27 protein-coding genes are annotated in these 24,368 nt (G+C 32.4%); 10 read left to right on the top strand and 17 right to left on the bottom strand.

Translation table 11 applies throughout. The features are described 5' to 3' along the window. Positions 1-79: 79 nt before the first annotated feature. The 3 genes from ybaK to norA form a co-directional block, all read right to left on the bottom strand. Positions 80-559: a Cys-tRNA(Pro) deacylase gene (gene ybaK, locus HMPREF3265_RS03570; RefSeq protein ID WP_070861044.1), complete on the bottom strand. Its 480-nt coding sequence runs from the start codon at positions 557-559 to the stop codon at positions 80-82. Between the two features lie 96 nt (positions 560-655). Beyond that, a complete protein-coding gene (locus HMPREF3265_RS03565) occupies positions 656-1,141 on the bottom strand; it encodes a hypothetical protein (protein ID WP_070441871.1) in 486 nt (161 codons plus the stop codon). Between the two features lie 260 nt (positions 1,142-1,401). Further along, positions 1,402-2,574: a multidrug efflux MFS transporter NorA gene (gene norA, locus HMPREF3265_RS03560; protein WP_070861043.1), complete on the bottom strand. Its 1,173-nt coding sequence runs from the start codon at positions 2,572-2,574 to the stop codon at positions 1,402-1,404. Positions 2,575-2,814: 240 nt separating this feature from the next. Between norA and HMPREF3265_RS03555 the strand changes: the two genes are divergently transcribed. The 3 genes from HMPREF3265_RS03555 (at position 2,815) to HMPREF3265_RS03545 (ending at position 4,358) form a co-directional block, all read left to right on the top strand. Further along, complete coding sequence (locus HMPREF3265_RS03555; protein ID WP_070861042.1) at positions 2,815-3,234, top strand: PPC domain-containing DNA-binding protein; 420 nt, start codon at positions 2,815-2,817, stop codon at positions 3,232-3,234. Positions 3,235-3,465: 231 nt separating this feature from the next. Then, a complete protein-coding gene (locus tag HMPREF3265_RS03550) occupies positions 3,466-4,083 on the top strand; it encodes a DUF1361 domain-containing protein (RefSeq protein WP_070441877.1) in 618 nt (205 codons plus the stop codon). Continuing rightward, positions 4,080-4,358 (top strand): hypothetical protein, encoded by a 279-nt coding sequence (locus tag HMPREF3265_RS03545; RefSeq protein ID WP_011276462.1) that lies wholly within the window; start codon positions 4,080-4,082, stop codon positions 4,356-4,358. The genes HMPREF3265_RS03550 and HMPREF3265_RS03545 overlap by 4 nt, the downstream gene beginning before the upstream one ends. A 302-nt stretch (positions 4,359-4,660) precedes the next feature. Here HMPREF3265_RS03545 and HMPREF3265_RS03535 read toward each other — a convergent pair whose 3' ends face one another. The 4 genes from HMPREF3265_RS03535 to HMPREF3265_RS03520 form a co-directional block, all read right to left on the bottom strand. Next, a complete protein-coding gene (locus HMPREF3265_RS03535; RefSeq protein WP_070861040.1) occupies positions 4,661-6,034 on the bottom strand; it encodes a cryptochrome/photolyase family protein in 1,374 nt (457 codons plus the stop codon). Between the two features lie 98 nt (positions 6,035-6,132). Beyond that, positions 6,133-7,689 (bottom strand): SLC13 family permease, encoded by a 1,557-nt coding sequence (locus tag HMPREF3265_RS03530; protein WP_070861039.1) that lies wholly within the window; start codon positions 7,687-7,689, stop codon positions 6,133-6,135. A gap of 183 nt (positions 7,690-7,872) precedes the next feature. Next, positions 7,873-8,169 carry a hypothetical protein gene (locus HMPREF3265_RS03525; RefSeq protein WP_037536459.1) on the bottom strand — a complete coding sequence of 99 codons (297 nt, stop codon included), beginning with the start codon at positions 8,167-8,169 and terminating at the stop codon, positions 7,873-7,875. Between the two features lie 73 nt (positions 8,170-8,242). Then, a complete protein-coding gene (locus tag HMPREF3265_RS03520) occupies positions 8,243-9,172 on the bottom strand; it encodes a CobW family GTP-binding protein (protein WP_070861038.1) in 930 nt (309 codons plus the stop codon). Between the two features lie 223 nt (positions 9,173-9,395). Here HMPREF3265_RS03520 and HMPREF3265_RS03515 point away from each other — a divergent pair, with 223 nt between their 5' ends. Further along, positions 9,396-9,833: a global transcriptional regulator MgrA gene (locus HMPREF3265_RS03515; protein WP_070861037.1), complete on the top strand. Its 438-nt coding sequence runs from the start codon at positions 9,396-9,398 to the stop codon at positions 9,831-9,833. Between the two features lie 148 nt (positions 9,834-9,981). Here HMPREF3265_RS03515 and HMPREF3265_RS03510 read toward each other — a convergent pair whose 3' ends face one another. Together HMPREF3265_RS03510 and HMPREF3265_RS03505 are read right to left on the bottom strand one after the other, a co-directional pair. Beyond that, positions 9,982-11,643, bottom strand: a complete 1,662-nt coding sequence (locus HMPREF3265_RS03510; RefSeq protein WP_053022736.1) for an amino acid ABC transporter ATP-binding/permease protein — start codon at positions 11,641-11,643, stop codon at positions 9,982-9,984. Next, entirely contained in the window at positions 11,640-13,271 is a 1,632-nt protein-coding gene (locus HMPREF3265_RS03505) for an ABC transporter ATP-binding protein/permease (protein ID WP_070861036.1), read from the bottom strand. Before HMPREF3265_RS03505 ends, HMPREF3265_RS03510 begins: the two co-directional genes overlap by 4 nt. A 304-nt stretch (positions 13,272-13,575) precedes the next feature. Between HMPREF3265_RS03505 and HMPREF3265_RS03500 the strand changes: the two genes are divergently transcribed. The 4 genes from HMPREF3265_RS03500 to HMPREF3265_RS03485 all read left to right on the top strand — a co-directional run bounded on the left by HMPREF3265_RS03500 (position 13,576) and on the right by HMPREF3265_RS03485 (position 16,370). Next, positions 13,576-14,451: an undecaprenyl-diphosphate phosphatase gene (locus tag HMPREF3265_RS03500; protein ID WP_037536471.1), complete on the top strand. Its 876-nt coding sequence runs from the start codon at positions 13,576-13,578 to the stop codon at positions 14,449-14,451. Positions 14,452-14,664: 213 nt separating this feature from the next. Then, entirely contained in the window at positions 14,665-15,339 is a 675-nt protein-coding gene (locus HMPREF3265_RS03495) for a hypothetical protein (protein WP_070861035.1), read from the top strand. A 6-nt stretch (positions 15,340-15,345) separates the two neighbouring features. Further along, positions 15,346-15,792 (top strand): YaiI/YqxD family protein, encoded by a 447-nt coding sequence (locus HMPREF3265_RS03490; RefSeq protein WP_070861034.1) that lies wholly within the window; start codon positions 15,346-15,348, stop codon positions 15,790-15,792. An 11-nt stretch (positions 15,793-15,803) separates the two neighbouring features. Then, positions 15,804-16,370: an LOG family protein gene (locus tag HMPREF3265_RS03485; protein WP_037549149.1), complete on the top strand. Its 567-nt coding sequence runs from the start codon at positions 15,804-15,806 to the stop codon at positions 16,368-16,370. A gap of 90 nt (positions 16,371-16,460) precedes the next feature. On the opposite strand, the gene HMPREF3265_RS03480 is transcribed toward HMPREF3265_RS03485, so the two are convergent. The 4 genes from HMPREF3265_RS03480 to HMPREF3265_RS03465 form a co-directional block, all read right to left on the bottom strand. Beyond that, entirely contained in the window at positions 16,461-17,006 is a 546-nt protein-coding gene (locus HMPREF3265_RS03480; protein WP_070861033.1) for a GNAT family N-acetyltransferase, read from the bottom strand. A 101-nt stretch (positions 17,007-17,107) separates the two neighbouring features. Next, positions 17,108-17,404, bottom strand: a complete 297-nt coding sequence (locus HMPREF3265_RS03475; protein ID WP_011276475.1) for a hypothetical protein — start codon at positions 17,402-17,404, stop codon at positions 17,108-17,110. Positions 17,405-17,584: 180 nt separating this feature from the next. Beyond that, positions 17,585-18,073 (bottom strand): SA0632 family lipoprotein, encoded by a 489-nt coding sequence (locus tag HMPREF3265_RS03470; protein WP_070861032.1) that lies wholly within the window; start codon positions 18,071-18,073, stop codon positions 17,585-17,587. A gap of 65 nt (positions 18,074-18,138) precedes the next feature. Further along, complete coding sequence (locus tag HMPREF3265_RS03465) at positions 18,139-18,588, bottom strand: GNAT family N-acetyltransferase (protein WP_070861031.1); 450 nt, start codon at positions 18,586-18,588, stop codon at positions 18,139-18,141. A gap of 125 nt (positions 18,589-18,713) precedes the next feature. On the opposite strand from HMPREF3265_RS03465, the gene HMPREF3265_RS03460 reads away from it, so the two are divergent. Continuing rightward, positions 18,714-19,403 carry a DUF1129 family protein gene (locus HMPREF3265_RS03460; RefSeq protein ID WP_070861030.1) on the top strand — a complete coding sequence of 230 codons (690 nt, stop codon included), beginning with the start codon at positions 18,714-18,716 and terminating at the stop codon, positions 19,401-19,403. A 152-nt stretch (positions 19,404-19,555) separates the two neighbouring features. Here HMPREF3265_RS03460 and HMPREF3265_RS03455 read toward each other — a convergent pair whose 3' ends face one another. The 4 genes from HMPREF3265_RS03455 to HMPREF3265_RS03440 form a co-directional block, all read right to left on the bottom strand. Continuing rightward, the gene (locus HMPREF3265_RS03455; RefSeq protein WP_070441907.1) at positions 19,556-20,044 is read right to left on the bottom strand and encodes a DUF456 domain-containing protein; all 489 of its coding nucleotides are present in this window, start codon (positions 20,042-20,044) and stop codon (positions 19,556-19,558) included. Continuing rightward, positions 20,044-21,264, bottom strand: coding sequence for an MFS transporter (locus HMPREF3265_RS03450; RefSeq protein ID WP_070861029.1), 1,221 nt, complete (start codon positions 21,262-21,264; stop codon positions 20,044-20,046). The genes HMPREF3265_RS03455 and HMPREF3265_RS03450 overlap by 1 nt, the downstream gene beginning before the upstream one ends. Positions 21,265-21,307: 43 nt before the next feature. Then, positions 21,308-22,162, bottom strand: coding sequence for a LysR family transcriptional regulator (locus HMPREF3265_RS03445; RefSeq protein ID WP_011276481.1), 855 nt, complete (start codon positions 22,160-22,162; stop codon positions 21,308-21,310). Positions 22,163-22,305: 143 nt separating this feature from the next. Next, complete coding sequence (locus HMPREF3265_RS03440) at positions 22,306-22,917, bottom strand: ribonuclease FAU-1 family protein (protein ID WP_070861028.1); 612 nt, start codon at positions 22,915-22,917, stop codon at positions 22,306-22,308. A gap of 221 nt (positions 22,918-23,138) precedes the next feature. On the opposite strand from HMPREF3265_RS03440, the gene HMPREF3265_RS03435 reads away from it, so the two are divergent. After that, entirely contained in the window at positions 23,139-24,242 is a 1,104-nt protein-coding gene (locus tag HMPREF3265_RS03435; protein WP_070861027.1) for a 5-methyltetrahydropteroyltriglutamate--homocysteine S-methyltransferase, read from the top strand. The last annotated feature ends 126 nt before the right edge of the window (positions 24,243-24,368 follow it).

Raw genomic sequence — 24,368 nt, 5'->3', positions numbered from 1 at the left:
AAAAACATTCATTTCGGTTTAAAAATTAACAGATATTACACAATTTGTCATCCCATTTGTAATATCTGTCACTATATTGCTATTTTTGAGTAATGTCTTCTACTTGTGCATTTGTCATTGAAACAAGCTCCTCAAGTTGTAACACAATTTGAATTCCTCGTTGTCCACCACTCACGATAATTTTTTCGCGTAAAGAAGCAGATTGATCAATCGTAGTTGGAAATAAATGTTTCATACCTACTGGAGAACAACCACCTCGTATATAACCTGTTACTTGTTTCAAATTATCTAATGGCATTAGCTGTAATTTCTTTTCATTAACGACACTTGCCGCTGCTTTCATATCTAATGACTCACTGACTGGAACTACAAATACGAAATGATCATGTTCAGCATTTTCTAATACAAGTGTTTTAAAAACATCATGGACATTTTCACCGACTAATTCTGCAACGCGTTCACCATCCATATGCCCATCTTCCAATTCAAATGTTTTGACTTCATAATCTATTTTGGCTCTGTCTAACATACGCATCGCATTTGTTTTCTTATGTTTCATACACGTTCACCTCAAATTCATCTTTAACTATAATCTTACTACGTTTTCTATGAAAAATAAAAAGAGCGCTCTTCTCTATTATAAGAAAAGGCGCGCTCATTGTGCGTTATTAGATAAGGCTTCTATTTTACCCGTTTTATTTACTGCAATATTACTACTTTGTGATTGATGGTTTGGATTCAATTGATACGTAATATCTTGATTCGTTTCACCACTACGTTCTAAATTGACCACTTTACCATATTGATGATTCGTATAATTTTGAGCAATTATTCTACATTCTTCAGAAGAATATTCATGCTTATTACTATTTGCATTGTCATGGGAAGTGGAATCTATTTTATTATAGTGTGTTTCCATTTTGCGTTCATCGGCATTTTTCTCTGATGCTTTAGCTGTGTGACTTGTAGTAATATCTAACATTTTTTCAGTTGCAGAGACACTACTCACCTTTGAAAATGTAGAAATTGTCTGATGCACTCTAGCTAAGGCATTTTGGTTTGTAGCTATAAATAATAAGAAAGCTAGACATAACGATAAAATTACAGCCACCATACCTAAAAGTATGTTTTTTAAATTCATCTCCTTACCCACATTTCTCTCTAAATTTTTATTTATCTTAACATATATATAGAGTAAAAATAATTATGTAGACTGCAATTTAAAATAACTGTAATCTTTGTAATACTTCTATTAATAATCGACGCTATATTGTTACAATTTAACAACATAAATGTAAAAACAAGCAATGACATCGTCAATTTTTCAATTAAAACCGAATGATGTCATTGCCTATTCCATTTAATATTCATATTATCTCTTACTTATCTATTCTATGGTCTTTACTTCGTTGTGTGTTTTCGACGTCTCGTTGCTTGCAGTGCTTTTTCAACAAAAATAATCACGATACCGAACAACATAACTATGATTGCCATATATAAAGGAAATTCCACGTTAACATCAAATAAAGCGCCTGCTACTAATGGACCTACAAAGTTCCCCATACTAGTAAATGTGGAGTTTAATCCACCCGCAAAACCTTGACGATTACCTGCAATGTTAGAGAAGTAGTTCGTAAGTGCTGGACGAATCAAATCGAATCCAATGAACACGATAAAACTAATAAACATGATCGTCCAATAACTATGCGACAAGATTAATAAACCAAGTACAATCGCTGAATAGAGTAATGACCAGATAATAAAGGTTAATTCAGTCATGTATTTCATAAATTTGTCGAAGAAAAAGACTTGGAATACCGCTCCTGCTACGCCACCACCAACAATTGCGATTGAAATATCACGTGGTGTATAGTTGGCTTTCTCAGATGTATAAAGTGAGAATAATGTTTCAAATGCTGATAGACCAAATGCCAGTACTAATGTCAAAATAATTGGCGTAATAAATACTTTCCAGTTAATTTTTGTAAATACTTCCGGTTCGATTGAATGGAATCCTTCAGTTGTTTCTTTGCGTGGGTTATGAATTAATAATAAAGACATGATAAATGCTAATACACTTAAAGTTCCCGCAAAGTAAAATGGAGCTCGATGAGAGAATTCCGCTAAAAATCCGCCAATTCCTGGACCTAGAATAAAGCCTGAATTGATAATAGCTGACATGTACCCAAAGTTCTTGGCTTTGTCTTTAGCTGGTGAAATATCTGCAATCATACCAGTTACACCAGGCATTACCATTCCTGCACTAAAACCACCTAATATACGAGAAGCGATTAATACAGGAAAATGATGACCGATAGCGAATAGAAACTCCGATATGGCAAATAGAACTAGACCAATGCAAATAATTAATTTTTTTCCAAGTTTATCAGCCATCGTACCACCGAATGGTGAAATAATCATTTGAGATAAGGCAAACACTGCTACCAATATGCCTAAGTCGCTACCTTTTAGACCTAAATCTTTCAAGTAAACGGGGAGTACAGGTATTACCAATCCGATACCTACAAAGATTAAGAAAATATTGAAGTACAATGTAAATAATTGTTTTTTCATGATGACACCTCATTTCATTTTTTGTTCGGTAAATTTCATCATTTCATTGAAGATCAATTTTATTCACGCTTCTGTTTAAATATAAATGAGCTACGTCTAATAATATAGTTGAAAATTACATAATATTAGGACATTGTATACTATTTAACTTCTATATTACAATAGTAAGATTTAAATTCTAAGCAATAAAACTTACTGGCTAGTATAATGTAGGTAACTTATCAAATTGAGGTGACGATGATGAAATATAATAAAGATGGTCAAACGTTTCTTTTAGTGCTAGACAAAGGCGAAGATCTTGTAGAAGTCCTAACACAATTTGCTGTGGAGCAAGAAATGAAATTCGGTTCAGTTAGTGGTATAGGCGCATGTGACAACGTAACGTTGAATTTTTACAATTTAGACACTCAAAAATATGAAGCACGTGAAGTTAATGAAGCTTTAGAACTAACAAGTTTACTTGGCAATATTTCACATATTGATGATAAACCATTTGCGCATTTACATGGAACATTCGGAACACGTGATTTCCAAACATTGAGTGGTCATTTAACGAAAGCTATTGTATCAGCTACGGCTGAAATAGTAATTCAAATGACTAACTTAGATGTTAATCGTACACATGATGAAGAAACTGGATTGAACTTATTAAGACCTTAATGCAATGTATAAATTAAATTAGCCCATAGATGACATATTTAGATATGCATCTATGGGTTATTATATGTATTCCTCATTTATTACATTAAAATAGCGTTTTATATCTTTAAATTTCTTTTGACTAGATAAACATAATGCTTAAATATTTGATTACCATTTAGGTAACCTTTATTATTAATCATTGACTAACTAAAATAAACTCTTATTTTTTCAAAGAAAGTAGTGTATAACATGACTTCGCGTTATATTGCCAGAATATATTTCATAATACTTTTCACATTCTCACTATTTGAAACACGTGTTTTTAATTTTATGAGTTTAAACCTCTTTTTAGCTTATATACCATTTGAGTTATGTTTACTATTAAGATTATTTAAGCCAAGAAAAAAATATGAATGGCCACTATTTTTAATATTTGGTTTAATTTTTGTATTGCTAGTGCCTAATACGTTTTATATGCTAACGGATTTAATTCATTTAAATCAATTTACATTTGATTTTTATGTTCAATTAAATATTATGGAATGGCTGTATTTTACTTACCTATTATTAGGCGTCTTTTTAGCAATGTATTGTATGATTCTTATATTTATAAATTTGATGCATTTCACTTCAAACTTATGGCTAAATCGTACTCTAATTGTAGTGCTTATGTTCTTAAATGGTTTGGGTATTTATATGGGTCGTTTTTTGAGATTCCATACTGTTCATTTAATCACTGAACCTTTCACTATTATTCATCAGGTGATTGCATCTTTAAATACACAATCCATAACATTTATTTTACTTATGGTATTACTACAAACCGTAATCATTATATTCGTGAAAGGAGTGAGAGTGGCAAAATGATTTGGCACATTATGATTCTTCTAATCATTATTATTGCTTTACAACTCATTATTGGACATTTCTTTCATAAAAATGGTTTTAGTATGACACATAGTATTATCCTTATGTTATTACCACTTGGTATTGGTTTGTATCTCGTTCAAATTTTTTATTATGAACGCCGTTATCCTAAATGGGAAGTGCCATTAAATGTCAAACTACGATTAAAATATATGTATTTGGTTACTTTCTTAGAATACGTAGCCGTATATATATGCTTATTTGCCTTAAAATAACACTCAAAACCTTGGTGAAAGTAAGTGTTCACACACTTACGTAAGTAGTTCTAATATAGGTAATGAAACGTAGTTGAGTGCGGGGCCCCAACAAAGAGAATTTCTTAAAGAAATTCCACGAGCTAAGCAAGTTGGGGTGCGGGGCCCCAGCAAAGAGATTTTCAACAAGAAAATCTACAAGCTAAGCAAGCTGGGGTGTAATAAATTTTGGAAAATATTATTTCTGCCCCACTCCCTTCTAACAAAAGTAAATTGGAGTGAGACAACATTTAATTTGATTGCTGTCTCACTCCAATTATTTTTTATATTTGTTTAAATACTGACATAACATGATCTCTTGCTTCTTTATGATCGACTAGTGGTTTTGGATAATCCTGACCTAGTTTAATACCTTCTTGTTCTAACTCCGCTTCATGTTTAATAGGTTCATGTAATAATTTAGGAGTAACATCATTTAACTGTGGTATAAACGTTTTAATGTATAAAGCATCTTTATCAAATCGTTCACTCTGACGACTTGGATTAAACATTCTAAAGTAAGGAACAGCATCTGTTCCTGTAGATGCAGACCATTGCCAACCATGTACATTTGATGCGGAATCAAAATCGATTAATTTTCTTCTAAAATAATCCTCACCCCAAGTCCAATCAATGAACAAATCTTTCGTTAAAAACTGTGAAACAACCATTCTCATACGATTATGCATAAATCCAGTTTGATTTAGTTCAGTCATTGCTGCGTCAACTATTGGAAAACCAGTATGTCCTTCACACCAACTTTTAAATTCATCCTTATTATACTCCCATTTAATGTCACGATATTTTTCATTAAATGCCTCATGAGCTGTGTTTGGATATTGTGTCATTAACACATAATAGAACTCTCTGAACATCAATTCTCGTATAAACTGTTCAATATTATGTTCGTCCTCTTCATAACGCTCTAACAATTGAGTAACAATTTGTTTAATGTCTATTATGCCATAAGCTAAAATGATACTTAACTGACTCGTTAAAACTTCAGGCAAATATTCACGATTGGTTTCATAATTTTGTATGTCTTGATCTATGTAATCATTCCATTTTTTAATTGCTTTTGATTCTGAAAGGCCAAACTTCGAATAATCTTGGTTTAACTTTTGCTGAGATTTCACGAATAAATCGGACAAGTCCTTTAATTTATAGGCATAAGAGTCATGCTTTCTTAGTTTGGAACGATGTGCCTTATAAAAGCTGGTAAACACTTTGTATGGTTCCCCTTGTTTGTTCATCGTAGCGCTTGGTTTGAAATAGTGATTGGCACGCACTGTGGTAACTGTAATATTGTGCTTGTTAAAAGCCTTTTTTAAATGACGAATATCATAACTTTCTTGATGATAACTCATAATATCGCCAGCAACAATAACTTCATTGATAGATTTATCTTCACAAAAATCTCCTAAATCACTATAGTCTAACAAGAAGGGTTCAATATCATACTGTCTTAAGTCATTTAGAAATGATTGCATTACACCAAAATAATAATTTGCTTTCATGTCTGTGTCATCTTCTTCGAATATTTCCTGTGGAATAATGAGGTAGCATTTCTCAATATCCTCTTTATTTTGATGAATATATTCAAATAATGGATTATTATTAATTCGGAAAACGCGATTTAGTATTACACCTATAGTCATCATTTCACTCCTGTTATTAAAGGTTCATTAACTTTACCCTTTTCCCAATAATTAAAATCAAAAACTTTATGTTTCGACCTAATGGAAAACCAAAGTCTTTAAACCAATCCTAACCATTTCCAATACGTCAAACTAAATATAATCACTAAGATATAGGCAATAACCGTTAGTGGTACACCTGTCTTTAGGAAGTCTTTAACTGTGAATGTACCCGTACCATAAGCAAGCATGTTTTGTGGTGCGCTAACGGGTAATAAGAAACCAAAGCTAATTACAAATTGTTGAATTAGAACAAATCCAATCGATTGATCACCTAAATGTAATGTAGCTGTAAGTGATATAAATACTCGTATAAGCGCCGAAGATAAACTTGTTGCACTCGCAAACCCAAGATGAATCAAGATATTAAATAGTGTTATAAGAGCAATAGTAGCTATGAGTGGCATATGTTGTAACCCCATAAGCCCGAAGGTTTGGTCACTCAGCCACTGTGCAGCGCCTGTTTTTAATAGTACATTCCCTAGTGAAATCCCTACTCCAAATACTATAATTGTTCCCCAAGGTATTGTTTTTTCTACACCTTTCCATGTAATAACACCAACTTTAGGTGTTAACATAATTGCCAAAGCAATTAAAGTAATGGACGCAGAGTCTATAGGATGTAGAATCTTTTCAGTAGACCAGAAGAAAAGTAATAACACAGATATCATTATCAGACGCCATTCTCTAAAAGAGACTGGTCCTAATTTATCTAATTCTTCTTTGATCAATTCTTTACCGCCTTCAATTTCTTTATGTTCAGGCGGCATCACTTTCATCATGATAAAGAATAACGCGATTGACATAAGGATAGACCATGGTGCAGCATATAAGAACCATTCTCCCCATGACACATCGTGTCCTAAGTTCTGATTAATAAAATTAGTAGCTACAATATTTTGAGCAGCCGCTGTTTTTATACCAATGTTCCAAATCGAAACAGCTTGGACTGCTGTAATAATTAAAAGTGATGCAAGTTTACTTTCCTTTGATACTTTGAATGCGGCAATCACACCTAATAAGATTGGTACAACTGCACCCGCTCTTGCAGTTGCTGAAGGAACAAAGAAAGCTAGTAAAATTGAAACTAAGATTGCACCGATAACAATATTACGTGTTTTATTACCTACAATTGATAGCACTAGTAAAGCCAAACGTTTATGTAATTGCGTCTCTTGCATCGCTGCTGCCAAAAATAATGCCGCTGCTACTAATGCAACCGCAGATGTCGAAAATCCACTAAAGGCATGCGTTAATGCATTTCCCGTGCCTAACCAATCTGTGCCAGATAATATTTTATCTCCCTCTTTTGGATTACCTAGTTTCTCTGACAGTTGTTGGACTGGACTAAATCCACAAATTAAAATGATTAAACCTAAAATCATTGTTGCTGATACTGGATACGTCACAGCTTCGGTTACCCACATAATAACGGCAAACGCTAAGATGGCAAGTGCTCCTTTTGCCATTATTGGTAACCCTGCTGGTGTTGGTAATAACAAGATAATTAATAAAATGGTAAAGCTTATAATAATCCAAAATGGCTTATAACCACTTTTACTCTTTTTTTCCTTTTTATTTTTTAAAAGGTTGTTATTCTCCTGTGTAGCCTGCACTTTTCCATAGTTACCACTCCCTTAATTCGTCAAATTCAGTATATCAAGAAAGCGCTTCAATGATGATGGAATGTGACAAAATACACAAAATATTCACTTTTCATATTATTTTAAGCATAAAAAAACTTTGTGATAACGTCTTACTGACTATCACAAAGTCTATGTCATTCTTAACAAAATTATTTAACCAAAAATTTCACGATTTAAGCCAAACACATATAATAGCGTAAAGAATGTAGCCGCACTCAAAACAGTCAAAATTAAAGATAAAATAAGTGTTCGTTTGAAGCGATTAATAAAAGCTATGAATAAAATACCTAAATTGTATGCAAAAAAGAGTCCGAATAAAGCCATTGTCACTTTAATGTTAGTATAAAATATATTAAACAATAGTACGATAATAGCAAAAACTGTATAAGGAATCGTAATACATCTAAATTCAAAACGAATTTGCTTCGTACGTTTATCCTCGTTATTCATGGTCAAACCCTCCTATTTTTATTATAAAACATAAAAAAGTAAACGCCTATGTCATAACTGTGACAAAACGATATTATGTGAATTGAATCATATCAAGTTGATTACGTAATCTATCTGTATCTAATGACTCTCCAATGATAACGATAGTCATCGGTACGTCTTTATCGATAATGCCATAATCAGGTAAGCCCATTGCATATTGAAATTCATATGTTACTTCTGGTAGATCTCTAAACTTCACAAATCCTTTTAAGCGAAGTACACTATCTGGCAAACGCATAATAAATTGATAAAATAACTGACGGTCTATTGCTGCTGTAAATGTATACTGCATCGACTGAATCCCATGATGATGTGTATGTTTATGTTGAATTTCATTATGTTGAATCACTTTACCGTTGATTTGTTCATCATTAAATTGACTATAAGTGGTAATAATTATAGGCGCTTGTGGATTGAGTTTATTTAAATTTTCTTTAACGTCGTTAAGTGCTTCTTCACCTATTAAATCAGTTTTATTTAGTATTATCGTATCACTATAACGTAATTGTTCTTCTAATAATTGAGTTGTTGAAGGACTATAGACTTCTTTTTTAGTGAATCTTTGTGCATCTACAATACCAATAATTGTTGGTTCATGAATATTTTTTATTATTGTAGGGTCTTGGCAAGCCGAATAAATCTCAAGGGGATGCGCTAAACCAGTTGCTTCTATAAGAATATGACTCGTATCTGTTTGATCAATCAACTGTTTCAATTGGTTAACTAAATCGTTATTTAAATCACAGCATACGCAGCCATTAATTAATGAATGAATAGAAACATCATTTCCAAGTAATAAACTATCAACGTCAAAAGATCCAAATTCATTCATTATAATTGTTATTTTCTCATCTTTTTTTAATAATTGCTCTATATAATGTTTTAGAAATGTAGTTTTACCACTTCCTAAAAAGCCATTTACGATTGTAATTGATATTTTTTCATTTTTATTATTTCTCATTTTAAAATCTCTTTTCTTTTTAAAATTAATTTGAATATGATAATATATGTATTTATTTTAGATTACACTTGATTAAAATAGAAATATCTTCTAGAATTTAAACATACTTTAATTTTAGCATGGCATTGAGACGAAGTGTGTTGCAAGTTATATTTTATACAACATAGACGAAATTTAATCCGAAACATAGAGAGACGGATAGAATGTCTGGAGGAGAACTTTAATGTCTGAACAACATAATTTGAAAGAGCAACTCTGCTTTAGTTTGTACAATGCACAAAGACAAGTTAATCGCTACTATTCAAATAAAGTCTTTAAAAAGTACAATCTTACGTACCCACAATTTTTAGTGCTAAGTATTTTATGGGATGAATCTCCTGTAAATGTTAAAAAGGTAGTTACAGAACTAGCTTTAGATACTGGTACTGTATCACCTTTATTAAAAAGAATGGAACAAGTTGACCTCATCAAACGCGAACGATCTGAAGTTGATCAACGTGAAGTATTTATTCATCTTACTGAGAAAAGCGAAAAAATCAAACCTGAATTAAGCGATGCATCTCAAAGTGTCGCGAATGCTTCTTCTTTAAGTAATGATGAAGTACATGAACTCAATCGTCTATTGGGAAAAGTCATCGATGCTTTTACCGAGTCAAAGTAAAATGACATGCTAATACTAAGCCAATTAAAGTTATTCGTTTCGAATCAAATTACTATATATTTATCAATAACGAAAAACCTGAGTTATCTATAACAGATACCTCAGGTTTTTCGTTTTAAGACAAGGTATGCGTATATTTAAACATTGTCTAATTCATTTTTAATAAACGACTTAAATAATGGTTGCCATGACTTAGTTCATCATAACTCCCTTGTTCTTTAATCTGTCCATCAATAAGAACAACTATCTTGTCGAAATATGGCAGTAATTTTAAATCATGCGTTGCAATAACCAATGTTTCAACTTGTTCATCAATCAATTGCATCACTTGTTTAGTATTATCCTCATCTAATGCAGTCGTTGGTTCATCTAATAACCATATTGGGGAACCTTTTAGAAAAAGTCGACCTAATGCAATACGTTGCATCTCACCACCTGATAATGTATTTCCATCTAAAGTGATTGTTTTTTCTAAATCTAGATAGCCTAAATTGAGGCTCGTTAAGACACGTTGAATAACATTATCATTTTTACTAGAGAACATATTGTAACGTAACGTACCATCAAATAATTGTTGTGATTGTAAAAGAACATTAAGCTTTTCAAAGCGAATGTCTTCATCTAGTTGTGATATGTTCTGACCATCGAGAGAAACTTGTCCTTCATCGATATCGTACAAACCACTCATAATTTGTAACAATGTACTTTTACCTGAACCAGATGGTCCAACAATCGCTACTTTTTCCCCTTTCCCAACAGTTAAATTAATATTGGATAACGTTGGTAATTCTTGATGTTCATAACTAAAGGATACATTCCTAATATTGTAGACGTTACTCTGTTTTGTTACAAATGATTGCTTAGATTGATCTACTGGATATGATAGAACATCATTTAAACTATTTAACGCTTCATCTGTATCTGCTTTATAATATGCAAAGTTACTCATAGGCACTGTTTGTTCGAATAGAGTTAACATCATCAAAACAATACTCGTTAAATACACAACATTTAATTGTCCTTCTTTAACTTGAATAAATCCCAATGCTAAGGTAGCAAATATAGCGATCATTGCGATTATATTTAGCATATAATCATATAAAGTTAAAAATCTCGTTTCTTTCGATTGCATTTTGTCATACGATTCTAATGCGTTCATTAAATCTTCACGATAGGCTTCTGCATTGTTAAAACGATTTAACTCGGCATAGCCTTCTTTATAATCATAAAATTGGGTAATCGTAGTTTGTTGCTGTTGTTCAACTTGTTGCTTCAATTTACCTGCACGTTTGGCACTCAACCACGGTACAAGCCAAAGTGAACACAACATACTTATAATGATAACTATAGCATGCATAACACTAAAATATACCAATGTTACTGCTGCAATAATTGCTGTGAAACCAATGACAACCGGTGGATAATAGACTCTTAAATAGATGTTTTGTAAAGCTTCGACTTTGCTTATCATTTTAGTCAATAAATCAGCAGATGAATATTGGCGATATAAATTAGGTACTCTAGGGATTAATGTTTCTAAAAATTGAACCCGAACATCTCGTAACATTGTAAATGTCGTTTTATGTGATAGTAAACGCTCCTCGTATCTTGCAATCGCACGTATAAACCCGAATAACTTAACTGATACAACTAACACCATTAATGCATATAAAGGTGCGCCTAAAGCACTTTGAGTTACCATGTACCCACTTAAGAAGAACATTGCTAATGCAACGACACTCCCAATAACACCCGTCAATATTGCTAATATTAAATATTTGTCAGGTCGAAATCGAATTTGTGGTTTCACACTAAGTCACCACCCTTTTCAAGTCTTACAGAAATCGTTTGATCATCTTCAACTAAGTAACCATCTTTTATAAACAATCGTCGCGTTGCTTGACGAATCGTTGAATCGCGATGCGCAATCATAATCATCGTTACCCCTTCAAAATGTTGTGCGATAACTTGTTGAATAACAGTTTCAGTCTCTATATCCAGGCCAGTCGTAGGTTCATCAAAAACAACAATATCAGGATTCATCAATAATACCCTTGATAACTCAATACGACGCATTTGTCCGCCTGATAGCATTTCTCCACCTTCACCTATTCTGCTATGAATACCATTTTTTAGAGACATAACCTTTTCTTTTAGCCCAACCATCTCTAACACATGAAGAATTTGGTCGTCATCAACTTTTTTAAACATTGCTATGTTGTCTTTAATTGATGCTGAAAAAATATAAGGATTTTGACTGAGCATTCCAATTTGATTAACACATTTGTTAAAGGACACATGCCCACTCGTCGGACGTACTATTTGAGTAAGTAATTTGGATAAAGTCGTTTTACCTGCACCACTTGGTCCTACAATAGCTATATTTTCACCCTTATCTATCGTGAGCGATATATCACGAATGGCATAAGAAGGACTATTAGGATATTGATAATTGACGTTGCGCATCTTAATAAGCGATTCTTGTTGCTCTTTTACTATTTCTCGATTAGTAAGCGGTGTATTTTCAGAATCTAAAAATTCAAAAACTACATCACTAGCACCCTCACTTTGTTTACCTGTGTGGAAAGCTTGTCCTAAATCTTTTATAGCATTATAAAATTCAGGAGCTAATATAATTGCAATAGCTGCTGTTTTAAAATCAATATTATGAAAAACAACAAGACTTAATGCTGCTTCTAATGCAACCAATCCAATACCAAGCATACTTATGAATTCGAGCATCAAACTTGATAAAAATGCACTCTTTAATATGCGCATCGTTAAATCTCGAAATTGTGTACTATCTTCGTATACTTGTTTTTTCGTGTGGGCTGTCTGTCTAAAAAGTTTAAGTGTAATCAGTCCCTTAGACACATTAAGAAAACGTTGGCTAAACTGATTTAAATACGTCATTTGATCTTTTGATTCATCACGTGTTTTAAGTCCAAAAATGATATAAAAAAGTGGAATAAACGGTGCTGTAACTATCATTATTAATGCAGTATTTAAATGAATAAAACACATTGCTATGATAATCATTAAAGGGATCATCATAGATTTAAAGACCTGTGGCAAATAATTTTTAAAAAACGGGGATAGTCCGTCTATTGTCTCTGTTAAAATATTAATTTGCGTTCCTGTAGCAATAGTTGATTCTTTCAAAACAACTTCTCGACGCAATTGATGTTTAACTTTGCCAGCTAACGTATCACCTAATCTTAAGTTAATCATATTCAATGTTGCTCTAAGAATTAAAACGATTAAGATGATAATCAATAATGAATTTACAGAACTCAAATGATTGTAAAGCACTCGATTTAAAAAACTCGCAATACTTATATTCTGAACCACTACTGTTATTGCTAAGAACATACTCACAATTCCCATAAATAATGGAAATACTTTATAATTAAAGACTAAATTTATTAGTTTTTTCACTTTATCTTCACCTAATTTATTATTATAAAAGGTTCTCAAATGTTTATCATTTAATATCTTTTAAAAAACAGTGACAATATAATGAACATAACATCTCATCCTTAAGTCCGTTGCGGTAAGTTACGTTATATCAGTAAATTAATAAAGGTACTGCGATATATTGTATATAAAATCAATTATTAGTTATCTCATTATTATTAGCGTTGATTTGATGCGTTATGATATTATAGAAAAGTGAATTTTGACAACAATATATTGAAAGACAACAATATTTTAAATTTTTAATAAAAGAAAGAGGTTACTTATGATTATTATCGAGTTTATCAAGGGCCTTATCTTAGGTATTGTCGAAGGTTTAACTGAATTTGCTCCAGTTTCATCTACAGGTCATATGATTCTAGTGGATGATATGTGGTTAAAATCGACTGAATTTCTAGGTCCTCATTCAGCTTTTACATTTAAAGTCGTAATTCAATTAGGTTCTGTTTTTGCTGCGGCATGGGTATTCCGTGAGCGTTATTTCGAAATGTTACATATTGGCAAATATAGAAACACTTCAATAAATGAAGAATTCCGTTCTAAACCACGTCGATTAAATTTACTACACGTATTAGTTGGTATGATTCCAGCTGGTATATTAGGTGTGTTATTCGACGATTTTATTGAAGCGCATTTATTTAGTGTTCCTACTGTAATGATTGGTTTATTCTTAGGTGCAATTTATATGATTATTGCAGACAAATATAGTAAAAAAGTTCAAAATCCTAAGTCAGTTGACCAAATCAATTATGTTCAAGCATTCGTTATTGGTATCTCTCAAGCGGTAGCAATGTGGCCTGGTTTCAGTAGATCTGGCTCTACGATTTCAACAGGTGTCTTGATGAAGTTAGATCATAAGTCTGCTTCTGACTTTACCTTCATTATGGCTGTACCTATTATGCTAGCTGCAAGTGCACTATCATTAGTTAAAAACTATCAATATATTGAACTTGCACATATTCCATTTTACTTAATTGGATTCTTGGCTGCCTTTATTGTTGGCTTGATTGCAATCAAAACATTCTTACACTTAATTAATAAGGTTAAGTTAGTACCATTTGCAATTTATCGAATCGTATTGGTAATAATTATAGCCATTCTTTACTTCGGCTTTGGAATTGGTCAAGGCATTTCAGGTTAATTATAAATCAATCTAATAGTGGCTTTACGTCACATAACATCGTCAAAGATTTAATCTTTGGCGATTTTTTTAGTCAATTAGCTGACTAAGACACTCTCTTAACCTACCTAGTTTTACTTAAGTTAATATAAGGGTTCTAGCTAGTTCCTTCGTTTAGTATGATGTATCATAGGGTAATGAAGATAAATAGTAAATCTAATGGAGGCAACGAGTATGGACAAAAAGAAAATCATTAAAACGGCGATTAATGTTTTACCGATCATTATTGTGCCACTAGTAGTAGAACGTAAGCGTATTAAATCTCATCCTGAGGTACAAAAAGCAACTCATGCAACGTCAAATGCAGGACAAGCGATTGCGAATAAAGCAACAGGTGCAAAAGAGTATTTAGGAGATAAAAAACAAGAATTCGACAACAAACGTGAATTAAAGAAAATTGCAAAAGAAAATGACCCTGAATACATTCAGAAAAAAGGCGAAAAGTTAGCTAAGAAAAACTATAAAGAAGCTGACAAAATGAATAAAAAACTTCAAAAAAATATCGAACAACGTCATAAAGCAGAAGAAAAAGAGCGTGAAAAAAACGAAAAACAACGCATTAAAGACATGAAGAAAACTCAAAAATATCAAGAAAAAGTTGGTTTAACTCCTGGTAAACTTGATGATGAGACAGAGAAAAAAGGCGAAAAACTCGAGAAAGATAATAAAAAAGACGTTAATAAGCTAGATAAAAAGCTCCAAAAAAATATTGATAAACGTCATAAAGAAGCAGAGAAATTACAAAAGCAAGAAGAAAAAGCACGCATCAAAGAAATGAAAAAGTTCAAAGATCATGAGGCTGAAAGTGTTGTTACACAAAATAAAAATGAAGATAACAATAAGGCGTAACGCTTTATGACACGTGTAATCATTGATGGAGATGCTTGTCCAGTAGTTGATTCAGTAATTGAATTAACTAATGGGACAGGCATTTTTGTTACCATTTTACGCAGCTTTAGCCATTACTCAAATAAAGTGCTCCCGAATCACGTTGAAACAATTTATATTGATGATGGACCTGATGCTGTTGACTATAAAATTGTAAAGCTAGCTACACTAGAAGACATTGTAATAACTCAAGATTATGGACTTGCCAGTTTATTACTATCTAGAGTTAAGATTGTAATGCATCATAAAGGGTATTTGTATCGTTCAAGTAACATAGATATGTTATTACAACAACGTTATAATAATGCACAGATAAGAAAGCAAGGCGGTCGTCATAAAGGGCCTCCCCCTTTTTCAAAAGAAGATAAAAAACAATTTGAGCGTGCATTTAAATCAGTTATCAAAAAACTATAGGAGGAAGAATAATGAAGCGAATTGCAGTATATTGCGGTGCTAGTAAAGGTAAAGACCCCATTTATGTTAAAGAAGCATACGAACTTGGTAAATATATGGCAGAGCAAGGTTATGAATTAGTTTTTGGTGCAGGTTCTGTAGGTATTATGGGTGCAATTCAAGATGGTGTATTAGATCACGGTGGACATGCTATTGGTGTAATGCCTAAGATGTTAGATGAAAAAGAAATCACTAGTCAAAAAGTGAGCGAACTTATTCTTGTAGATTCAATGCATGAACGCAAGCAAAAAATGGCGGAACTTGCAGATGCTTTTGTAATGGCCCCTGGTGGCGCTGGATCTCTTGAGGAATTTTTCGAGACTTATAGTTGGGCGCAAATTGGCATTCATGAAAAACCAATTGCCGTTTATAATTTAAATGGATTCTTCAATCCACTTCAACAACTTATAAATAGTATGATTGAAGAAGGATTTATTGATGAAAAATATAAACAATTAGCACCTTTATATAATTCTAAAGAAGATTTAATTAATGGGTTACTTAATTTTAAACCCTTAGGTATACGTACATACGATTAATTATAAAGCGACATGTTTTGGACTATTATATTTATAAAAGTGATTATTTATCACATAATATAACCATCCAATCTCATGTCGCTTTTAATCTTATATTGATAATTGTTTATAATAACGTACTTGTCTTTTTAACATATGATATTTGTTTAACTCTGGTAATTCAAAATGGTCATATAATGTCATGCCAATTTTTTCCATTACTTTTCTAGAAGGCAAATTATTTTCTGCAGTAAAGCTATAAATAGCTTCAATCCCCTTTTCTTTGGCAAATGCTAACACAGCTGTTGCACCTTCAGTGGCAAGTCCGTTACCCCATACTTCTGGAATAAGACGCCATCCAATTTCATATAGTGGTAATTCCTCAAATGGGTATTGGCTATCTTGAGGTATATAATTAACCCCAATAAAACCAAGCCATTCGCCAGTCTCTTTAAGTTCAACTGCAAATAAGCCTATACCGTTTTCTTTAATAATGTCATCCATTTTTTTCATATCTAATTCAGAACGTCGATAACTTAATAAACTTGGAAAATAGCGTCGCACTTGAGGATTAGCATTCATCTTTTGAAATGGCAATAAATCTTCTTGCTTCCAGTCTCGTAATTTAAGTCTTTCTGTTTCTACATATGTAGCCATTTTCAACACCCCATTTTAAAGAAATACATGAGTAAAAAAGTGCGATATGGATATAGACCATAGCACACTTTATCCGTCTTTAAATTTGATTGAGTAACTAATTAACCTCTAGATATATAACTAACGAGTTCAATGTGTACTGGAATCTCTTTTAAACGATCACGTTGATCTTTAGGTGCAACAAAAGTTGCATCTACAAAGTCATTACGATGGTTAAGTTTAAATGTAGCTACAAATGTGTCGGTATCAGATTCAAAGTTTGGTAAGTGTGCAACCACACGTTTGATTTCACCAGTAGAATCAACAATTGTACGTCCAGTAATATTTTCAATTTCACGTCCTAATTCAGGTAATGTGATTTCGCGACCTTCTAAAATGTGAAAATCTTGTTCATGCATGTGTCATCTCTCCAATATTATAGTTTATGATTAAACGTTTTATTATGTAGTTAAGCTTAATTTATACAATGATTAAAATGTGAATTGTAAATGATTTAAATTTAGTTTACCCTACATCCGTACATGTCAAACTTGACGTATGAGGCCGGCTAAATTGCCTTCATTATTTAAGTAATTTTATTAACGGCTACTTGATGATGTATCGTCTGAGCTACTTTGTTCACTTGTAGTATTTTCACCGCTATTTGATTGACCCTCTTGAGTATTACTAGATGGGTTAGATTGCTGTGAATCACTACCACCATTTGTCTTAGAAGTATTCATTTCGTTACTTGACGTGCTATTTTCAGTGGTACTTTGGCTCTTAGACTGTTTGTATGTATCACTATCTGATGATTGATTCGAGTCACTACTATCACTTTCATCACTTTCCGAATCATCTTTAGCTGATTCTGTCGCAACTGAATCATCCACTTCTTTTTGAAGCTTTTCACGTTGGTCGTTAAGTTTCTCTTTTTGCTTTTCTAAGTCTTTCTTTTGATTTTTCAAATCATCATTTTCTTTTTGAAGTTCTTTAACATCTTTCTCCAATGATGCTCTTTCATCACTTTTACCACAAGCAGACAACATAAGTGTCGCAGAAAGTAGAAGTATCAACCATTTTTTCATGCTTTTCTCCTTTATTACGAATGAGTAATATTATTTTAACATGAATTAAGAACCTATTCATTTGTTTACCTTTGGTCTTTACGCATTTTTACATGACTTATCGCATAACCATTCGCTTTATTGAACTCAATCATTGCATCATTTGTAGCATCAACCATACCTTCAATTGATTTAGCACCCATTTCAATCGCCCAATTTTCTAAAGCAATCTTTAGACGCTTAGCATGACCCAGTCCTCGAAAATGAGGGGCAGTGTATATCATCTCAGTGATTACTTTTTCTTGAACTGCCTCAAAATGACCCCAAACAAACGAAATTAAGCGCCGTGTGTCTTCGCTCAATTCAATTAAAATTATATCATTACTGTGCTTTAATCGTTGAATAATCATATCTTGACGTAATCCAATTGATAGATGTGTCGCATTGTAATGTATTTCTCGCTTTTCAATATAATATTCTTGTATCTTTGCGATGGATTCAATCCATTCCATATCTTTAACAGTTAGTTTTCGCATAATGACTTCCTTTATGTTATACATTATATTCTATATTTATCTATGGTATGATTATCCATATTTAACATATAATAATCTATTATTTTTAAAAATAAAATAAGTTTAGACGTTAAGGAGCTTAGTCAATGAAATCCACTGCGAAATTAGCACGTGAAAATAATGTAAAATCATTGCGCCTAAATAATACAGATAGAGAAATCTTTGAAAATTATATGACATACATCCGCGCTGATTTACGCGTCAATCCGCATGACAGTGAGGTAATGCTAAGTCGTATATTAAAAAGATTATTAGAAGCTGAGAATGAAGGTACGTTAGCATTAGAGTTTTTCGAACATAATCCAAAAGCACATGCTAAAAAAGAAATTAAATCATTGCCTAATGAAACGTTTCAAAATATATTTAAGTATATTTTCAGGAATTTTATTTTTTTAATTGGTATTTTTTGTTTCTTTAAAGGCTTTATTGGCTTTTTTATTGGTGGAGATAATAATGAAGTTTACTTGTATACATTTCCGATTAGTGTCATAGCAGGTTTATTTATTATTTTTATGTTTGTATTAGTCATATTTAAGACGGTTCAACTTCAAAGTTTCAATAATTCACATTGGGTGTGGTTATTGAATTACACTATTATCGCTTTACTGTTAGTCGCTCTATTTTATGTCTTTTTTATTCCTCAATCATTTTTAGCTTTTGGTCCTTACATTCTTATTAGTAATTGGTCATTTATTATAATTTCAGCCATCATTACGCCGATTGCTTTTTATATACAACATCATTTTGTTAACAAGGATTCAAATACTATCTTATAATACGTTGTCACGATGAACTAAGACTTGTAAAGTAGCATTTTATAAAAATTAAAAAGGTTAAGCATCTATATCGTACGTGCGCAATGATGTTCTCAAAAGACGAATTGAAAATTCAAAGCCACTATGATATGAATGACTTAACCTTTTTTTAATTATCCTACTAAAAACACATCTATAAAGAACCAAATGATCATAATGAACATAATTAACGCTTGTGCAACCGAACTCGCTAAAAATGCTACTACAGATCCAATGCTTGCTTTAAGTGCTTTTCCAAAATCAAAATCTTGCACTAATTCTACAATGAGGACTGCTATAAAAGGTACGATGATAATACCGAATGGTGGAAGGACGAAGCACCCAACAATCACACCTATTAACGCAGCATATTCACCCAGTTTAGAACCGCCAAAGCGATTTACAAAGTATTTATTCATTAAAAAGTCAGATACTAAAATAAATACAGTGAACAAAATCATAGCTACATAAAATATCCATGATAACCCATCTTGAGAGAATCCAAATTGATAAATTAAGAATCCTACCCATAGCACAAGTACAGATGGAATAATAGGTTTAATTAAACCTACAAATGCTAAAACAAATGATAATAGTATTAATATCCATAAAACAACTTCCATTACTTAACTTTCACATCCGCTTCCGTATATTTTTGATCTTTCGTAAAGAATATCAATATCATTCCTATGAAAATAGATGTTGCTGAAACGAAGAAAACATTCTCCAATCCAACCCAATGGCTCATTGCACCACCTAATAAATTTCCTAACAACTGTCCAATCACCATTGCATTCGCAAATAATGTTGAAGCATAACCTGGGAAATCAGGTAAAATATCTTGGAAATAGCTAATACCTAATCCGAGTAAGATAGCTAAAAATAGTGCTAAGAAGATTTGTCCGATCATCATAGCATAGATATTTTCAAAAACACCAATACTAAAATAGAAGGCACCACCACTAACTCCACCTAAGATTAACAACGTTCGAGTAGCTAACTTAGCAGATAACATACCTAATATAACCATAAAGGGAACTTCTAAGCCGGCACATAAACTTGCTAGCGTTCCTACATATCCCTCTTGCTCCTTAAGATAATCTGTGACAAATAGCGGCATATTCATTGTGTACATCCATTGACCTATATGTAATAAAATAAATGCTATAAATGGAATAAATAGTGTTTTATCTTTAAGCATATTAGGCGCAGTCTTCTCAATATTGGCTGTACCACCAACTTGCTCTTTTGCTGATAAATTTAAATCTTTATAGAAGAAGATTTGTAAAACAAGTGTGAATAATAAAATAAAGACGGTGCCACCAAAAAGTCCAGCATATCCCATAAATTGAATTAAATACGCTCCGATTAACGGACCAAATAAGAAACCAAAAGAAAACATAGAGCGTAAAACAGTATTGGCAAATTTGGCATTATTTCTTGAAGATGAAACGTTAATGGATTCACGTGCAGATGCATATAATTGTGGCATTGCTGGAGCGAATAACCCTTGAAAAATAGCGTATACAATAATAAACAACCAAATATTATGAATATAAAAATAAATCGAGAAACTAATAGCCCCCATCATTAGTGCACTAATGATGAGTACTTTTCTATTAATGCTATGCGTATCTGAAAAGCGAGCGACAATAGAATTGACTGTAAATTGACTTACTGCTGCTAGGGCAAGTAGAATACCGAATTGGTTAGTTGTCATCCCTAGCTCTTTAGTCGCGAATAAGACGAAGTAAGGTACTGTGATGGCAATCCCCATACCTAATAGCATCATATTCACAACGAATAATTTGTAGTTTTTTATATGCAACAATGCTGCAAACATTTTTCTACCTCTATTCTTATTTAATTACACGTTATCCTAATGATTAGCGAATAAAGTTAAGCATCAAAGTAACAAATGACTCAACTTGAGGGAGTTGTAACATGCTACTGTCATAACTCATAAATGTTGAGCGAATAAGTGGTTGATTGTCGATGTTTACCTTTTCAAATTCGAACATATTTTTATCTATATTTTTCATCATGATTTCCGGAAGAATCGTAACCCCTACACCACTTACTAACATTTCTTTGCATGTAGCAACTTGATCCACTGTTATCGTTGCGTGATAGTCTTGTCCAAGATTCTCATTATACCATTCTTTAATTTGATTAATATAGATAGGATCAGCTTGAAACTCTATGAAAGGTAATTTAGAAACCTCGCTCTTTCTTTCTTTTGGGTAGATAAAATAATGATCATCGTCAAAGAGGTGTGTATTAGTCAAGTTCATTACTTTATTTCCTCGAGTTATCATCACATGATAGTCTCTATGATTTGCTTTAATTTGTTCTGTAGAACCTACTTGAACTTGTATCTCAACATTTGGAAATTGTGAATTATATAAACTTAATACTTCTGGTAATAACGTTTGACCAATCAATGATGAGCAGCCAATTGAAATGGTACCATTCACTTCTCCAATATGGGCTTGCATTTTATCAAAAAATACACGCTCTCGTTTTAACATGTCACGAGCGTGCTCAATAATCATAGCACCCTCAGTGGTAGTGATTAATTGTTTCTTTGTACGGATAAATATGTCTACACCAAATGAATGCTCTATTGCTTTAAGTCGTTGTGTTACAGCTGGTTGAGAAATATATAATATTTCTGCTGCTTTACGTAACGTCTTGGTTTCATCTAATGTAATTAATAATCGATAGTCTTCTATTTTCATAGCTTCCCCCTACTAATGTTTATTCATGAACATGGCTATGAGCAACAAAAAAAGTTTAAGACCGAAACGAAAACTATATAAACAATGCTTCACATTTACTTATCATTCCGCTTCGCTCCTAATATTAAAGGCTTAGAGTTCCATCATTTCCCTTTGTTTACATGTGGCTTATGATGTTGAATATGTTTTTTATACGTCTTATTATAATTTGGCTTATTCAACTTACCAACCATCTTGTTATAGCAATACATAATTCGATTATTAACATCATCAAAATTTTCATTGATTTCAATCATCAATTGATGCGCAATCATATAAGCTTCATGATATTGTTTTTTAGTGATTTGTTCATTTTTTAATGCTAATTTCAAATCATTTTCATCAACGAGCTCATATTCTCCAGTTGATGGTAACACAAGCACATCCAAGAATAAATCGAGTGTTCTAGCATTGCCCTTTTGAGTAATATTCTTAATATTGATATCGAAGTAATACTCCAATGGATTTCCTTTATCATCAAACATTGCAGTAATACTATATCGTTTCTTTTCCGGCAAAATCTGCAACCATTGATAATTGTCATCAGCAACAATTATATTCTGGCCTACTACCGTCACCTCTAAAGGTTCACGAACCCTCTTCATCGTGACCAAGCCAATAATACCCTTAAATCTATTATTATTTACCTTAACTTCTATGTAATCACGTTCTAATAGGCGACGCCAGTGACGTTTATCTATATATTTAATTTTCATAAAGCCACCAACTCCTTGTCATTATTATATTAAACTAACTAATTGATGTCATCTTTGGTCGTTTTTAATTGAATTACGCACATAAACATATAAAAATTTTCAATTTTATTTTACTACAACTAATTAATTTTTAGGGAAAATTGACAAAAATACTCGTATTTGATAGTTTATATTTATATTATCTGAAAATTCTAAATAAATTGATAAAGGAGGAACTGCTATTGACTTACAGACCTTTTAAAGCAGACCATGTTGGAAGTTTGTTACGACCTCAAAGATTAAAGGACGCTCGCGCTAAATATAATCAAAATGAAATCAGTGGTGCAGAGCTAAAACAAATAGAAGATGAGGAAATCGACCGTATTATAGAGAAGCAATTAGAAATAGGTTTACATAGTATTACTGATGGTGAATTTCGAAGAAGTTGGTGGCACTTTGATTTCTTAGAAAATCTAGATGGTGTCGAAGGTTACACTCCTGATCACGGGCTAGAATTTGAAGGGCTAGAAACGCGTGCCCATAATGTAAGAGTAGTTGATAAAGTTAGATATAATCCTAATCACCCCCATTTTGACCATTTCAAATTCTTATATGACAGAGTTAATGGACGTGCTACCGCAAAAGTATCAATTCCGAGTCCAAACCAATTATTCCACCCTAACATATTGAATGAAGATATTTATCCAAATATTGAAGACTTTGCTCATGATATTTCTGAAGCTTATCGCCAATCATTGCAACATTTTTATGATTTAGGTGCAAGGTACATACAAATAGACGATGTATATTGGGCTGGTCTGACTGACGGTACACATAAAGTTCGAGGACGTCAACGTACAGATGAAGAAAAAGTTCAAGCTCGTAAATTAGCATATAAGGTAGTAAATGATGCTGTCGAAGGTCTTCCAAAGGATTTAATTTTAACTACACACATTTGTCGTGGTAACTATCAATCAACATGGGCAATTTCAGGTGGTTACGAAGCGATTGCTCCGTATTTATTTAAAGAGCACCTGCATGGATTTTTCTTAGAATATGATGATGAGCGTTCTGGCGACTTTGAGCCTTTACGCTATTTTGATAAGGATGCTTATGCCGTACTAGGTTTAATTACTTCTAAGACACCCGAACTTGAAGATAAAGAATTAATTAAACAACGTATTAAAGAGGCACAACAATACATCTCTCTAGATCAAATATGTTTGAGCCCTCAATGTGGATTCGCTTCAACTGAAGAAGGTAATCAGCTCACAGAAGAAGAACAATGGACTAAATTAAAATATGTTGTAGAGCTATCTAATGAGTTATTAGGCAGCGCTAATTAGCACCTTATTGAATTCTACAAAGAGCCTGAGCATAATTCAATGACTCAGGCTATAAATATATATTGGCAGAAGTTTACTGATTTAAAAATGCGCTTGTAACAAGCTTTTTTTAATTCTAGTCAACCT

This window comes from Staphylococcus sp. HMSC62B09 (genome assembly GCF_001839115.1).
GTDB classification, from domain to species: Bacteria; Bacillota; Bacilli; order Staphylococcales; family Staphylococcaceae; genus Staphylococcus; species Staphylococcus haemolyticus.
The sequence above is the reverse complement of the archived record's forward strand: the minus strand, read 5'-3'. Positions and strand labels throughout refer to the sequence as shown.